Raw genomic sequence first — 15,428 nt, 5'->3', positions numbered from 1 at the left:
GCTACTTTCTGTTACCGCTCGACTTGCATGTGTTAGGCCTGCCGCCAGCGTTCAATCTGAGCCATGATCAAACTCTTCAATTAAAAAGTTTTGTGTCTTTCGACAGCTCAATGAATTCTGAATTTATTTAATATCTTTCGATATTGAATTGACTGTGCTGCAATTCCTACCGAAGTAGTTATTGCTGTTGGTCACTCAGTTTCAATTGAGACTCTAATTTGTTTGCCTCACTTAGCGAACTAAGCTTGGCTGTTAGAACTCAACCTGTACGAGTGCCCACACAGATGATTGCTTTATATTGTTAAAGAACGTTTGAGTTGCCTTAGCGACTCAAGGGAAGCGAATCTTACGCTTTCCTGTATTTTTGTCAACACTTAATTTTAAATTTTACAAAAATCTAAACTTAAGTTTTACTCGACTCACTAAGTGGCTTGCTTGCAGCTTAAGCGTTGCCTGCTCTGCCGTCTCAGTGGGGTCGCATTATAGGGATATTCGAATGATGGTCAACGTTTATTTCACGCTTATTCAAAAGAATTTGGTTTTAGTACAAAATACATACAAACCGCGGTTTGAGGGGGTATAATTTGCATATAAAAAGACCTTTCAATCAGTTTATACAAAGGATGAGGTTATTTACTTTGAACTAATTTCACTTTTACGAAAATAATAACTTTGAGCTTCCTCATAAATATTCATCTTAAGCACTCACACAAACTGCCTTTATATATAACTGTATGAGTGAAATTGTTAGGTACTATTACTAACCATTAATACGTATATATTTATCAGCTAACTCATCAATAGTTTCTCGGCAATTTGGATCTGGTTTAATGCAATCTATTGGACATACACTGATACAGGTTGGCTTTTCATAATGCCCTACACACTCGGTGCACCTTTCAGAATCTATCTGATAAATTTTAGCACCCATATATATAGCTTCATTTGGGCATTCGGGATCGCACATATCACAGTTAATGCATTTGCTATTTATGAGTAGAGCCACTTTTTAGCCTTTTCAATTAATATCATTATAAAACAAAAAGATAGAGTTAAACTAAATGTTTTTTGACTACTTTTAATACAAGTCCAGTTCAATAATAAACCTTTATTTTTCTTTAAATCGTAGCACACATTCGTAACACACCATTTTATTTTTAGGTGTAAATTGCAGCCACGAATTATGCCTATTTTTCTCTGTTGCTTTGTTGATCTCAATCAATAAAAATCGCCGCAAGGCCTTTATTTATATAGGTTATTACAAAGTGAAGCACTCTTTATCAACGCTTACCAAAGTTCAATACACGAAAGCTAAACTAGAATGGAACCAGCTCAAACCTCCATTTTCTATGCAGCACATAAATCGGTGTGCTACGCTGGCTCAAAATATCATATTTTTTGAAGAAAAAAGTGCAGATAAACAAGGCCTTAGACCTAGTCGGACAAAAAGATTATCGAAATACGAAGCACAACACCATATTCGACTAATTTTCACCAAGTCTGGCACCGCTATTTTCTACTCTAACTTCCCAAAATCATCTGGTATAGCGAATACCAAGTTAGGTGAAGCACCTGAATTAACAATAGCAAAAGCGCGTAAGCTTACTGATCAAATGAAGTATGGCGTTTTAAATAATCATAATATTAAAACTGTGTTTGATGCATATGAACAAAGCTTAATAGAGCGTCATAACATCGCACCCACTAAATTTGCAGCTTCATCGCTCAGAACATATCAATGTAGAATAAAAAAGCTTAGGCATCATTTTCCGCTTAAGCGTGCATTCCAGTCTCTTACAGCTGGAGAGTTAGAAAAGATTGTAGATATAATTATCAAGGCAGAGTCCAACAACCAAGCAATTGAGCTTTTTGCACAAATTAGAAGGGTATGGCGATTTGCCAAAAACAAATTTAACTCAGGTAAAAACCCAGCTGCTGATATCGATGACTTTTACGTATCTGACCGTGTAGAAAGCCCCCGTCCTTGCCAAGTTTATACAGACTTAGATTCGATAGCTGAATTATGGATAAACCTCGCATCGGCCCCAAATGTACATCAAAAAAATGCTGCGCGATTTATGATTTTGACAGGCATACGCCCTATTAATATTCCACAAATGAAGTGGGAGTGGCTCAATAGTATCGACTTTCCAACCCTAATTACCTTTCCGGCATCTGTTGTTGGGGTTCGTGGAGAAATGAAAAACCAAAAAGAATATAAGCTGCCATTAACCAAGGCCATGCGCGCCATTATTTTAGAGCAGAGAGCCTGGATGGAAAATGCATTACCCAACTGTAACCCTGATCATATATTTCTTCAGCCTCGCGATCTTAACAAACCATTTGCTAAAAGGTCGCTGGATAAGATCATTAAAGATTATTCACCTGTTGATGCAGTAAAAGGAGATAAAAGAAATATTGTAATGAAAGGATCTGCAGGTGCATTTTGCACAATGTGCCGAAGCTTTTTTAAATCCAACGCAAAAGCGATTATGGTTGCCAACGGCTATCATTTTAAACACGCAGAAGAACTCACCAGACTCGCGCTTCATCACCTCAGAAAAGAGGACGATCCAAACGGCTTGAATTATGATAAATCTGAAGAGCTATTTGGCACTTCAACAAAGCTAAAATTTAATGTATTCAAAATTCATGAAGCCAGTATTTTAAAAAGAGCGAAAGAACTCGAAAGCCAAAAACTCAGACTTACAGGTATGCAAAGTAAACAAGCTAAAAACCTTAAAGAAAACAACCAAAAGAAAGCCCTGAGAGATAGGATTAAAGATCATCTAGTTTATAAACGAGGTTATGTAAACTTCATTAATCAGCCTCTTGGTGATACGGGCAGAGTAGCAAAAGATTTGATCTTAACCGAAGAAGGAAGAGCTGTTGTTGAGAGGTATTTAACTGACCAAGAAGCTAAAGCAAAAAATAATTAAAAAAAGTTTAATTTCGACTTACCAAAGTTTTTGTAAAAAAAATTAATTTCATATCATTGCCTTATTAGAGCGATACCTCATCAGTTATTTGATGATTTTAACTTTTTAAGGCTTATATATTAATGGCAACATCAGTATTAAATTCAATAAAACCATGTGAGGTCACGATTAAAAGTCGTGACCTTTGCATGGCTGAATTTAATGCGAATAAGCCTCCATACAATGACAAGTCAATGGAAGAGCTAGCCAGCCTTGCGACTATTATATTGGCGCAAGAAAAAGGTAGGAGACTTTCAAAGTACCAGCTCAAAGATCAAATAAGAATTGTATTCCAGCATGATGGCATTATTAAATTTTTTACTCATTTTAAAAAAGAACATGGCATAAAAAACACAAAGATTGGTGATTCTAATAATATGAGTTTTTCAGCAGCAAAATTAAAAGCGGCCGAAATATACAAAAAGAACACCTCTAATTACACATTCGAATTTGTAGTGAGTAAACAAATAGAAAACTTACAGGCAATTAATAAACATAGCCCTAGCAAGTTAGCTGAAACCACAGTAACAACATACACCTCTTACCTTAATGCAATTCAAAATGCCTTTGGTAAAAATACGTTATTTCAAACTATTACGCCTAAGATAATAGAAGCAACGCTTGACCAACTGCTAACAGAGAAAAGTGGTCCGCATGTGGCTAAGCTATTCGAGCAGATGAAAAAACTGTGGGTGTTCGCAAAAAATAAATATAATAACGGCACTAATCCATTCCTAGAGATAGACAATAATTATATATCTTCTCGAACGGCGAAGCCTATTCCTTGTAAGGCATATACTGATATATCTCTAATTTCTCAGCTATACATAGGCCTAAAAGCGGCTAAAAATAATACATTAATAAATGCCGTGCTATTGATGATGTTTACTGGGCTAAGGCCCATAAATATTTGTAATCTGCGTCTGTCGTATATAGATGATTTAAATAATCCTAAATTTTTGACGTTTCCTGAAACAACTCATACCACTCGCGGTGCTATGAAAAACCAAAAAGAGTTTAAAATACAGCTCACATCCGAGATGAAAAAAGCGATACAACAAGAATTAAAATTAAACCCAGACAGAAACCGCACCTATTTATTCTGCAAGGTTAAAAACGGCTCAAACCCCATAAGTAAAGAGAGTTTAAACCGAGCTCTTAAATATCATGCACCAAAAAACATGGTGGCGGCCCCGCGAGATAACATAAATATAAAAGGCTCAGCCGGCGCATTTCCAACTTTACTTCGCAGCTTCTTAAAATCGCATATGAAAGAAGTGCTAACTAAAAAAATTGGGTCATCAACAATTGCTGAAATTGAGTCTAAAAAAATGCTTCATCACTCTGTTTCAGAGCACGATCCAATGAGTAAACATTATGACCACTCGAATAAAATATATAACACTGATATTAAAGCACTTTATAAAAACTTTTCCCTATTTGAGAAGGAAATACTTAAAGAAGTAAAAATACAGGCTAAGTTAAAAAACAAAACGGCTAAAAAATCATTTTTAAAATTTGATTATTCAAATAAATTTATCGTCAAAGTTAAAAGCACAGTAAGTGCTTATTCCACTATCTGGGGCAATATACTTCAGCAAACTCAAAAGCTTAAAAAGAGCCGCCCTATGCATATATTAGAGTAGCGTTTACATATAGCTATATAACGTTGTCTTTGCTTACAAACCCTATAAAGCACTTTTACTAGGTGGTGCAGATTGATTTCTTATAAAAGCAGGAATATCAAAAATATCAGATGCTTTTGGTTTAGTGGCGACTACTTTAGAACTTGACTCATTTTTAGTGTCATCAAGTATCATTTTTGAACTCGCGCCCGTAGCAATAACTAGCAGCTCATAATTGGTTGCTAAGGTTTCTATTTTTGATACACCGCAAATAACCAAAGCATTTGAGCTTACTTGCTGGCGTACTGTATCGGTAATGAGATTATAGCTACCCAGTGAGATTTCATCTTTGCAATTTACTTGTATTATCACGCCAGTACTTGATGACATATCTACCTGATTAACCAGTGGGTTATTGAGTGCACTATCAAGTGCAGTAGTGAGCTCGCTCTCATCATTACACTTGCCAACACCGAGTACCGCATCACCCTGACAATCCATAATTTTGGCAAAATCGTTTAAATCGACGTTTATTAAACCTTGAAAACACAGCATATCGATCAACGATTTTATGAGTGAGTGGAGTATTTGGTTTGAGTGTTTAAACGCATCAAATAACCCTATATCGTTGCCTAGCACTTCAATAAGTTGATCGTTTGGGAGCGTAATAACCGCATTCGCATGTTCTTTTAGATCATTTAAGCCGGTTTGCGCTATATTGCTTCTAAACTCACCTTCACTACTAAATGGTAGTGTAGCAACAAATATAATGGGTTTGCCTTGCTCACTAGCAAGCTCTGCAATATAAGGGCTAGCGCCAGTCCCAGTGCCACCACCCAACCCTGTTGCACACAGAATTATATCGCAGCCATTAATGAGTGTTAAAAGCTGCTCTTTACTTTCTTCTGCTGCTTGCAGCCCAACTTTAGGGTCTGCTCCAGCACCATACCCATGTGTGAGCTCAGCACCTATTAGTACCGTTTCATCACTTTGCGTATGCTCTAGTACCACTTTGTCGGTATTAACACTGTACAGGTGCGCCTGTTCAGACTCACGTTGCTCAAAAATACTATTAAGCGTATTACAACCACACCCACCAATACCAAATACACCGATTGATAAACCATCATTTTGTTGAATTAATTGAAACATAACACCTCCTTCATCTTTAAAAGGAGCATAGCAAACAGGTGCGTCAATTTTTGACGCACCTAAACTAGTTGGAGTTATTTATAAATGTTAGCGGCCGCTTTAAGCTTGCTAAATATTCTTTGTCGCAGCTTTTCAGGCTTAATAACTTCAAGCCAATGAGCACATTTAAATAACTCATCGGTTAATTGCTCGGTATCAATAGTTTGGTAGGTAACTAATACACTTTTTTCATCAATATGTTGCTTATCAGTCAGCTCACCAAGCTCAATAAACCCCTGATTAACTGCCGAATGGCTGGGTACTTTTACAATTAACTCAATCGCTTCTTGCGACATGCCTTTGTTAATCGCACTACGCAGCGACTCTAACTGCTCAGTACTTGGCTCTCGTCGTGTCTTTTGCAAAATGTGTACATTACGAATGCGGTAAACCGGCATCTGGTAACACTTATCGTGAAGCGTCCCCACCATAAACTGCGCCATTAACACACCGCCTTGCTCAACTAAGTTATAAACACTTAACTCCGCAAATTTTAGCCAATGTGCCTCATCATAAAGCACCCTATAAAGCTCAGCGCTCACAGCACGGTTGTACTCAATCGCATGCTTAATTTGCGCCACTAACTGAGTATCAATATTCACTTTTAACGAAGGCTTAGGCAGAATTGAAAGCCACTCAGGCACATGCCCATTAACACGCTTAAGCGCCTGCTCTGCTTTAGTATGTACCGACTGTTTAACATAACTCGGTACAGATTGCGGCAGTAACTGCTCCAACAACAAATAATGTTCAGCTACTTCACTGCTCATTATTTTAGCGCTACCACCTCGCCACTGCGCATTGATAGACCAGCCATAGGGCTTACTTCGGGTATCTTTTTCAAGCCCAAAGCAACCTTGGTCGTAAAGTGATTGCAAGTCGCGCTGGAGCATCCGAGTTGTTACTTTAAAGCCTTGATTTAGTAGCATAAGCTTCAGCTCAGTGGTTGACCTACGAAAAGGTCTAACGGGTATACAATCTAAAATAACTTCATACCGTAAAACTTGCATGATTAATTCTATTAATTAAATACTTATACTGAAGACACTAATTAACAACTTTTCTTGGTCATCAAAACCATATGGTTGAGCATCTTCTAACAAGCTATATCTAACACTAACGTTTGCTTTACCCTCTAACTGTGTACTAAGGTAATCTAATCTCTTGTCTATTAAATCACTTGCTTTTATACTTTTGAGAGTTTCTTTGAGGCGCCGAACACTAACGATATAGCCCGTTTGTAAACGCTTAGATCCATGTTCTGCATCTGCTAAAGTATAAATCCTCTTAGCCTCTTTCAACAGTTCCTTTTGACTAATGGAGCGTTTAACTTCAATAACATGTCTTATTCTTTTTGATTTACGACTGATTATTGCTATGTCAAACTTTCCACCAATTCTTAAATCTTGATCGTTGCTGGTTTCGTTAAGCCCAAAACTCCCTAATACTTCTCGAACTGGTATTTCTAATCTATAGCCAAGATTTGGAAATTTATCACATAATGCATTTACTATACTCACATTAAGAAAATACTCTGGCATTTTCCTGTATGTGACCCCCGTTAATTGATGCGCTTTTTCTAAACTTTCTTGAATTGAGTCTAAAATTGTATCCTGAACTTGTATCTTAGTTGCTTTAGTCATTATTGTTCCTTTGAATTGATTTTTTAAAATATCACTACGCTTTATTAATAGTTAAACAAACCCAATCTTCTGCTTTCCGCCTTCTTTTAGAGCGTTTTGCTCTTGTAAAACCGATAACATTCGCTCTTGAGTCATGCGCTTTTTTGAAAACTTCATTTGCCTTTTTACAATCGCAAAATCACCTGGTGTTAGCTTTGTAAGCTTGAACAATTCATGCATTAAGTGCTTTTTTAACACCCCTCGACCTAATGTATCTTTAAATAATTGCTTAGCTTGCACAGAAGATAAGTAGGTTAAATTTAAATTAAAATCAAATCGCCTCATTACCGCTTTATCTAAATTTTTAGCAAAGTTAGTCGCAGCAAAAAGTGGGAGTTGAAATTGCTCCATATGGCAAAGTAATTCATTAACTGTTTGCACTTCCCAATTTGCCGTTGCTTGTTCGCGGCTACATAGCAAACTATCAGCCTCATCGATAAATATTGCACTTCCTTCTTGTGTAGCTTGCTTAAATAGTTGAGCAATATTTTGCTCACTTTCGCCAACCCACTTGCTTAATAAGTCAGATGCCTTAACAGATATAAGTTTAAAATCAGCCTTTTCGCATAAGTAATTTACAAAAGCTGTTTTACCTGTGCCAGGTGGGCCCGTTAGCAGAGTTCGTGAACTCGAATATTCAATTACAGCCTCTTCTACCTGTTCGAGTGACGCATACTCAGACTCTATATTCACCATTTTAAGGTTAAACGTTTGCGCTGCTTGATAAGTTAATCCGTGAGCCGAAAAGCCGCATGCAGTTAAAGTATCTTGAATATTCTCTTCTATGCAGTCACGCGCGGTTTGTGCTTTAAATCCGCATAACCTAGCTACATGAACAGCTTTAGCAATATGAGCTGGCAATAAGTTTTGTTGAGCAGCTAATTTACTTATAAAACTGTTACCAACACTCAAGCCTTTAACATATTTGAAAATCATTTTTTCTTTAGTTGTTTTGTTTAGCTCAGGAATTTCGTAAACAATATTAAATCGTCTAATAACGCTTTGTGGTAAATCTTCTAGATGGTTAGTGATCCAAATACTCACTACAGGGTGGTTTTCAATATAAGTATGAAGTAATTCCTTTGAGAAGCTTTTAGAGAATAAATCACGCTCAAAAATGTTTTCACACTCATCCAGTAACAGCATTGTTTTTTTACGTTTACCTACCAACTTACTCACCACATTAAAGTGCTCTAAACGCAGCTCAGAACTTGCACTTCGGCTATCGAGCTCGTTTGTTGGGCTTATTAAATTACTACCTTTAGCTTGTACCTTTAGCAACTGTGAACCACAGACTTGCGCTATATATTTCGCCAATGAAGTTTTGCCCGAACCTGGCACACCATAAAATAGAATACTCAATGCTTGCCCACCCGTCTTAGTCGCATTCTGCGTAGCTTTTAGTAAAGTATTTAAATCTAGGTGCGATAAATCAGCAGCACTAAGTTCAGAAGTCTCACAAGGAGTCACCAAGTTAGATAAAATATCACTTTCACTATTTAACTTACCCTCGAGCAGGCTTTTAGCAATTGCGTTTGGTAATATTAAAAACTCATCTTCCCCTGCAAATATCTCCATATCCATTGAATACATGCCAGATTCAATAATTAATCCAATTTGCTTGTTAAGTAGTGCTTCATCAATGCCAATCACATAAGCTATTTTTTCCAAAATAACGCTCGCATAATCGTCACGTAAGTATTCAACAAGTTCGCGTAATGGTTTACTGAGCGTCATGCAACACGAAAAAATAACTAATGGAGTAAGCGTTTTTGGTAGCTCAAACGCTTTACAAAATATATGCACATTTTTTTGTAACGTTTTAGGCATTGTATTGATTGCTAAATGATCTAATCGGGCTATCAAATCATCAGCATCTAAGCCCTGTAAATTTATATAGCTAAAGCCAGAGATGTTACATAAAGCCTTTTTAAATAGCTTATCTTGCCAAAGCTCTTCTGTATCAAACTCTTCTAATAATTCAGTGGTAAAGTGTGCAACAATACGTTTTAATTGAGGGGTTGTGTTCATGCTATGTACCTAGTAAATATTAACTGATGTAGCTATATTACTAAGTAAAAAGAAGAAACGTACCCACACATCCATCTCAAAACAAATGCAGAATACATTGATAATTAAAGCTTTTTTACTTTTTGTTTTATTTTGTTTTCCTTCGGTTTGTTTTTTTAATTAACCTCTTGTTTTTTAGGCCCTGCAGAGGCATAAATAAAGTTATAAAGTTTTTTTGGACCCTTATGAAAAATGTAAATTTAGGATCGGCAGAAAACCCTGTAATCCTTAAAAATAAACATCAAGATATCGAATCCGAAAAATACTGTGCCAGACATAAAAGCGGAGACATGTATATCCATAGGCCTCTTCTGCAGATGCATACTAAAAACAATCATGAACTTGATAATGATGACCCAGAAAGTGGCCTTTTTGCTTTTCATAAACTAAGAGATGACCAAGACTTCTTTACAAAAAATGTTATCTCCAATCCTCACTTACAACCATTAGAGGTAAAAATCTTATTCGCACTCTATGAACTTTTTCAAGAGTATTTTTGTTATGAGATGGTTTTTACCTGTAGTAACAATGAAGTAAATCTTGATAATTTTGGGGATGATTATGGTTTTTGGGTAGCTGAGGGAAATACAGAGTCTTTAGTAGAAGTAAATAACGTCCCACTATATAAACTATTAGGAAAAGCACTAAATATAAGTATTAGCAACGAAAAACTTAATAAAATACTAATAAGGTTAGATAGTTTTCACTATATCAGTGTCACACCGGTTACATTCGAAAACTCTAGGCTCGGTATTAGTCAAAAACATAATAAAAACCAACGAGCTTATTTAAAAATAATACAAATAAATGAACTTATGGACACTAAGAATCTAACAAATATATGGCTAGCCAAAGATTAAAGTGCGAGTTTTGAGCCCGATTTAAAAACCGAGCTCTACTCGTTCTACATCATGCTTATTCAAAACCACATTCAGAAAGCTTAATTTTTACTGTTACAGACTGGCTGCCATCACAAACAGTGGGTAAATCAGTTTTTATTTGATACTGCTTTGATGCGCTGTGTAAACTCCACTTATCTTCGTGCGGGACCTTTTTAGTTTTAATGGCTCCACTCATAAAGCGATCTAAAGAACGATTAAAGCCACGTTTAACGCCTTGCTCAAACGCTTCAGCAATCAATGTATTTATTGAATCATCTACAGCTTTATTTTCTGAACTTTCGCTATCAACATCTTGGCCCATAGCACATTTAATTTTTTCTATTAAGTCTTCCATCCTTGCAGTAGGTGTATCGCCTATTGAGTCTAGTTCTGTTTCGTCTTCAATACGCCCAATCCACTTATTCATGCTCTCAGAACGAATACTTGCATCTCTATTTTTATAAGTCATTATTGTTATCCTTTAACTCTATTAATTTTAAAACTCTGCGCTTGCTCAAATATTTCTTTGTATACTTCATCGCGGCTGATTGGTGGGTATTTAAATTTAGCGAGTATTAAAATCAGCTCTACTTTGAGCGATGATTTAATATCGTCACGGTTATTCCAATCTACAAATTTTACTTTGTCGTCTACAATTACTTTTACCGCTTGGGCGAGCTCAATGAGCTTATCTTCAGGGTAGTCAAAGTCGTATTTAACCGCGAGCATTTTTAGAGCGTCGTAAAAGCCTTTTTCTTCAATATCGATTCCTAGCTCGTCGCCGGCGTTCATTTCGTCGCGTACGCTGTAAATCATATCAACCATGCTTTCTGAAAAGTCATCAAGTACACTACTTACCAATACGTCATCTTCTTTTCGTTCGTTGTAGCGCTGTACCAGAGATTCAAAGCGTTTGGTAAAGTCGATACCTTGGGTTTGATTTACTTTTTTAAGCTCGCCTATGGCTTTAGCTAACATTTGTTGCAGTATTTTAATTTTGGTATTGGGGAGTTTTATTTTTTCTATTTTGGCAATGTAGTCGTCATTAAAAATGTCGATTTCGCCGCCATCTTCATTGCCGAGTTTAAATACTTCTTCTACGCCGTCGCTTTGCAGGGCTTCGCTTATCATTTCGCGTACTTTGGCGTTCATTTGCGCAGTATCGGGCGCTTCGCCTTTGGTTAGCTTGTAAATAATAGAGCGAATGGCGAGGTAAAAGTGAATGTGGTTACGCTCGTTTTCGTTAATTTTTTCACTACCGCAACATACATCGTAAGCGGCTTTTAAACGCTTAACTAAATCCATAAAACGCTTTTGGCGCTTTTCGGTAATTAGCGCAAACTCAGCCGCGTGGTTTAAACAGTTTAATTGGGCAACGGCTTCGCCGGTAAAGTAAGGGCTGCTGTCAAATTTATGAAATAACTGGGCAAGTAACGCTAGATGGTTTTTGACTTCAATGACCGAGGCGGTAATATCTTCAAAATTAGTTTCGTCTGTTTTTGAATACTGCGCTAACGCTTTATTCATTTCAGATTTAATACCAATGTAGTCAACCACTAGGCCTTTATCTTTGCCTTCAAACTGGCGATTAACCCGCGAAATAGTTTGTATTAAGCTGTGCTTTTGCAGTGGCTTATCAATATACATGGTATCTAAAAATGGCACGTCAAAACCGGTTAGCCACATATCGACCACTATGGCTATTTTAAAGTTTGAGTTTTTGTTTTTAAACTGCTTATCAAGCTCTTTACGCTCGTCTTTACTGCCAAGTAAATTATATAAGCGTTCAGCGTCATCTTTGCCACGCGTCATCACCATTTTTACTTTTTCAGAAGGAGCTGCAATACGGCCTTCGCTAATGGCGCGCTTTCGCTCGGTATCTGATAGCTTTTGCGCGTTGTCAGTGTCTACTACATCAAACCACTGGGGGCGTAGCTCTTCTAGTTCTTGATACAACTGATAGGCAATGCCGCGCGAGCTACACACAAACATCGCCTTTCCTGCGACCGTAGAACACTCTTCAATACGTTTCTCGTAATGCTCAACAAAGTCTCTTGCTAATACACGTATGCGGTCAGGATCGCCTAGAATGCTATTCATGTTCGCCGTGGCTTTTTTACTGTCTTCTATTTGCAGCTCGTTACTGCCTGCATCGGCGCATTCTTTGTAATAGGCTTCAATTTCGGCCAGCTTGCTGTTGTTTAAACACACTTTTGCGGCGCGGCCTTCGTACACAATGCGTACGGTTATTTCATCTTTAACCGACTCAGTCATGGTGTACGAGTCAACCACTTCACCAAATACATCTAAAGTTGCATCTACTGGCGTGCCAGTAAAACCAACATAGGTAGCGTTTGGCAATGAGTCATGCAGGTATTTAGCAAAACCAAAGGTCTTTTTTACGCCTTTGTCGGTAATAGTAATTTTTTGATCAAGATTAACTTGGCTACGATGCGCCTCATCAGAAATACAAATAACGTTAGTACGGTCGGTTAATAACTGAGTGTCTTCGGTAAACTTATGAATGGTGGTTAAAAATACACCGCCACTGTTACGGCCCTCTAATAACTCACGTAAGTGAGTACGGCTGGTAACAGTTTTTACCGTATCGTCGCCAATGTAGGTTTTAGCATTACCAAACTGCTGCGAAAGCTGGTCGTCTAAATCGGTTCGGTCGGTAATTAAAATAATGGTGGGGCTTTTAAGCTCAACGCTTTTCATCAACAAGCGTGTTAAAAATTGCATGGTGTAACTTTTACCGCAACCCGTTGCGCCAAAGTACGTACCGCCTTTACCATCGCCTTGTGGCTTTAAATGCTGTTTTATGTTTTCGAACAATTTATTAGCCGCATAATATTGCGGGTAACGCGGCACAATTTTTATCTCTTTTTTACCCGCGCTTTTATTATCAGAATCGGGGAAAAATACAAAATTACGCATAACATCGCGCAATCGCGCTTTGTCAAACAAGCCCTGCAATAAGGTATGTAACGAGTTAATACCCTCTTGCGCGGTTAGCTCTTGCCCCGTTACTTTGCCCCACGAGTAAAAAAACTGATACGGCGCAAATAAGTTACCCATTTTGTTGTTTACGCCATCGCTTATAACGCACAAGGTATTAAACACAAATAACTGCGGAATAGCGCGCCTATAGCGAACAGTTAATTGCTCATAGGCTTCAAAAATAGGGGCTTGCTCGCGTATTGCGCTTTTAAATTCAAACACCACCAATGGCAAGCCGTTTACATACAAAATGCCATCGGGAATGCGCAGTTCAATATTGTCGTAACTTGTGGGGCTTTCTATTTCTAACTGGGTAACAAAGCGATAAATGTTATCATCTTGCAGGTAAGTTACGCTTGCTTCACTCACTTTATCTAAAGCTGCCATAGCATTCCCTGCTATTAGGCTACTTTTAATGCCTTGCTCAACGTTGTCGTAATCGAGTAGCTGAACATACAAATCTTTTTGCGCCGCACTGCCTGCTACCATTCCACGCTCGCGTGTCAGTAAAAAGCCATCACTCAGCCACTTACAAAAAGTTTTGTTACTCTCGTATAAATCACTGGCAGGCAGCTTTTCAAGCTTTGCAATTATTGAGTCTACTTCACCCGTTGTAATATTATTTTTAGCATAACGCTTGGTTAAAAAAGCACGGAGGTCTTCTTTGATTAATACTTCGCTGTTACTACGAGTGAGCTCACCACCTAGTAAATGCGGGTAGCCTTGCTCGCCTAATAGCTCTACCACCGCTTGTTCTAATTTGGCTTCAGTAAATTTCATTAAACATCCTTATTCTTTTTGTATTCGCCTTTAAACGCTCAGCTAAAGCTATTAATCTACTATTTCTTCATCAGTGGCTACATCGGGTATTTGCAATTCACCAGAGATGAGTTTGGGTAACAAAGTGTCTCTCATAGTAGTTAATTTTGTATTATTTTGAGAGTTAAGAAGTATTTTAGCTAAATAGCTTTCTGTAATATCATCAAACGCTTTAAGACTAGATTCATTTGGCTTCAAAACACTTAAATTTTCAAATGATGTTTTATTAAGTATTGGCATAGTTGAACCGCTACTGCCTAAGTTAAATAACTCCTCTCTTCTCATTCTTAAATTCAAGAATATATAGTCTCGTAAGTATTTTTCACCTAAAACAATAGAATTTAATTGCTGGTTGGTTACAGACTTTACAGGAGTGATAGTAGTTTTACCCATTTGGCTACCAATACAAGTAACACACACACTCTCGGCCTCCACAATATTATTTTTGACAGAAGCCACTCCACTTTCAGTCAAATGCCTTATAACATTTAACGTAAACACATCACCTTCTACATCTGAAGGAGTAATAAATGGAATTCCTTCAAGATCAAAAGCGTCATCTATCTTTTTAGGTGGAGTCTTACCTGTAATAACTTTACCAAACTCTTTCAGATTCGAAGGTTCCCAGCCCTTTGGTATCCAGCCTAGTTGTTCGTTGTGTTCGAACTCATTGGGGAAGTGGGCGTGGGTATTGACGTGTTGAGCCAATATTTTAGGGTTGCTGTTAAGGTTTGCTTTAACGGGTGTTTCAGCGGTTTCACCTAATATTTGCACTGCTGATTGTGTTGCTTCTTTGGTTGGTAGTTGTGCTTGTAACCCGTGAGCGAGCGCAATGAGTGAGGTTTTTATTTCAGCCGCATTTTTTAAACTATTTAGTGCCGCTAAGCGACGCTGCGCTTTTTGCTTTAACTCGTCAGGCAAACGGTTTTCAAGGTTTTCTAACTTAAAATCAACACTGGCAAGTAGGTTGTCGAACACCGGATCAAAATCAACAAACCAGCTTTTAAATAACGCCTGTGAATCGCCCCGAGTTCATCGGAGACCAGTTTGTTTAAGTCAGGCCACTTTACCTGACTCGTTTAAATTATCATAGTAGTCTGTTTCATATTGAGCTGGTGAAATATACCCAATTGAAGATAATAAGCGTTGATTATTAAACCAATTGACCCACTCTAACGT

General features: G+C 37.6%; 12 protein-coding genes and 1 rRNA gene. 3 read left to right on the top strand and 10 right to left on the bottom strand.

All coding sequences use genetic code 11. The features are described 5' to 3' along the window. Together BCG07_RS00490 and BCG07_RS00485 are read right to left on the bottom strand one after the other, a co-directional pair. Positions 1-83 (bottom strand): 16S ribosomal RNA (locus BCG07_RS00490); the annotation flags it as partial. Between the two features lie 677 nt (positions 84-760). Next, the gene (locus BCG07_RS00485; RefSeq protein ID WP_203987860.1) at positions 761-1,006 is read right to left on the bottom strand and encodes a YfhL family 4Fe-4S dicluster ferredoxin; all 246 of its coding nucleotides are present in this window, start codon (positions 1,004-1,006) and stop codon (positions 761-763) included. Positions 1,007-1,265: 259 nt separating this feature from the next. Here BCG07_RS00485 and BCG07_RS00480 point away from each other — a divergent pair, with 259 nt between their 5' ends. Then, positions 1,266-2,939, top strand: a complete 1,674-nt coding sequence (locus BCG07_RS00480) for a tyrosine-type recombinase/integrase (RefSeq protein ID WP_286888003.1) — start codon at positions 1,266-1,268, stop codon at positions 2,937-2,939. Between the two features lie 188 nt (positions 2,940-3,127). Beyond that, a complete protein-coding gene (locus BCG07_RS00475; RefSeq protein WP_286888001.1) occupies positions 3,128-4,624 on the top strand; it encodes a tyrosine-type recombinase/integrase in 1,497 nt (498 codons plus the stop codon). A gap of 42 nt (positions 4,625-4,666) precedes the next feature. Here BCG07_RS00475 and BCG07_RS00470 read toward each other — a convergent pair whose 3' ends face one another. The 4 genes from BCG07_RS00470 to BCG07_RS00455 form a co-directional block, all read right to left on the bottom strand. Further along, positions 4,667-5,755 (bottom strand): cell division protein FtsZ, encoded by a 1,089-nt coding sequence (locus BCG07_RS00470; protein WP_286887998.1) that lies wholly within the window; start codon positions 5,753-5,755, stop codon positions 4,667-4,669. A 74-nt stretch (positions 5,756-5,829) separates the two neighbouring features. Next, positions 5,830-6,723, bottom strand: a complete 894-nt coding sequence (locus BCG07_RS00465) for a WYL domain-containing protein (RefSeq protein WP_286887996.1) — start codon at positions 6,721-6,723, stop codon at positions 5,830-5,832. A 96-nt stretch (positions 6,724-6,819) separates the two neighbouring features. Then, the gene (locus tag BCG07_RS00460; RefSeq protein WP_286887994.1) at positions 6,820-7,437 is read right to left on the bottom strand and encodes a hypothetical protein; all 618 of its coding nucleotides are present in this window, start codon (positions 7,435-7,437) and stop codon (positions 6,820-6,822) included. A 51-nt stretch (positions 7,438-7,488) separates the two neighbouring features. Next, the gene (locus tag BCG07_RS00455; protein WP_286887993.1) at positions 7,489-9,507 is read right to left on the bottom strand and encodes an AAA family ATPase; all 2,019 of its coding nucleotides are present in this window, start codon (positions 9,505-9,507) and stop codon (positions 7,489-7,491) included. A 224-nt stretch (positions 9,508-9,731) separates the two neighbouring features. On the opposite strand from BCG07_RS00455, the gene BCG07_RS00450 reads away from it, so the two are divergent. Then, positions 9,732-10,406, top strand: coding sequence for a hypothetical protein (locus BCG07_RS00450; protein ID WP_286887992.1), 675 nt, complete (start codon positions 9,732-9,734; stop codon positions 10,404-10,406). A 55-nt stretch (positions 10,407-10,461) separates the two neighbouring features. On the opposite strand, the gene BCG07_RS00445 is transcribed toward BCG07_RS00450, so the two are convergent. From BCG07_RS00445 to BCG07_RS00430, 4 genes are all read right to left on the bottom strand, one after another. Beyond that, the gene (locus tag BCG07_RS00445) at positions 10,462-10,896 is read right to left on the bottom strand and encodes a hypothetical protein (RefSeq protein WP_286887990.1); all 435 of its coding nucleotides are present in this window, start codon (positions 10,894-10,896) and stop codon (positions 10,462-10,464) included. 5 nt (positions 10,897-10,901) lie between these two features. Continuing rightward, positions 10,902-14,210 carry a type I restriction endonuclease subunit R gene (locus BCG07_RS00440; RefSeq protein ID WP_286887988.1) on the bottom strand — a complete coding sequence of 1,103 codons (3,309 nt, stop codon included), beginning with the start codon at positions 14,208-14,210 and terminating at the stop codon, positions 10,902-10,904. A gap of 51 nt (positions 14,211-14,261) precedes the next feature. After that, entirely contained in the window at positions 14,262-15,227 is a 966-nt protein-coding gene (locus tag BCG07_RS00435) for a restriction endonuclease subunit S (RefSeq protein WP_286887986.1), read from the bottom strand. Positions 15,228-15,305: 78 nt separating this feature from the next. Then, positions 15,306-15,428, bottom strand: a 123-nt coding sequence (locus tag BCG07_RS00430; protein WP_286888005.1) for an IS3 family transposase, incomplete at its 5' end; no start/stop codon positions are given.

Source organism: Pseudoalteromonas sp. ESRF-bin5 (assembly GCF_002632075.1).
GTDB classification, from domain to species: Bacteria; Pseudomonadota; Gammaproteobacteria; order Enterobacterales; family Alteromonadaceae; genus Pseudoalteromonas; species Pseudoalteromonas marina.
The sequence above is the reverse complement of the archived record's forward strand: the minus strand, read 5'-3'. Positions and strand labels throughout refer to the sequence as shown.

Bases quoted from the DNA above. Each gene is read 5' to 3' on its own strand.
- BCG07_RS00475 (WP_286888001.1), top strand. From the start codon at position 3,128: ATGGCTGAATTTAATGCGAATAAGCCTCCATACAATGACAAGTCAATG.
- BCG07_RS00470 (WP_286887998.1), bottom strand. From the start codon at position 5,755: ATGTTTCAATTAATTCAACAAAATGATGGTTTATCAATCGGTGTATTT.
- BCG07_RS00465 (WP_286887996.1), bottom strand. From the start codon at position 6,723: ATGCTACTAAATCAAGGCTTTAAAGTAACAACTCGGATGCTCCAGCGC.
- BCG07_RS00460 (WP_286887994.1), bottom strand. From the start codon at position 7,437: ATGACTAAAGCAACTAAGATACAAGTTCAGGATACAATTTTAGACTCA.
- BCG07_RS00455 (WP_286887993.1), bottom strand. From the start codon at position 9,507: ATGAACACAACCCCTCAATTAAAACGTATTGTTGCACACTTTACCACT.
- BCG07_RS00450 (WP_286887992.1), top strand. From the start codon at position 9,732: ATGAAAAATGTAAATTTAGGATCGGCAGAAAACCCTGTAATCCTTAAA.
- BCG07_RS00445 (WP_286887990.1), bottom strand. From the start codon at position 10,896: ATGACTTATAAAAATAGAGATGCAAGTATTCGTTCTGAGAGCATGAAT.
- BCG07_RS00440 (WP_286887988.1), bottom strand. From the start codon at position 14,210: ATGAAATTTACTGAAGCCAAATTAGAACAAGCGGTGGTAGAGCTATTA.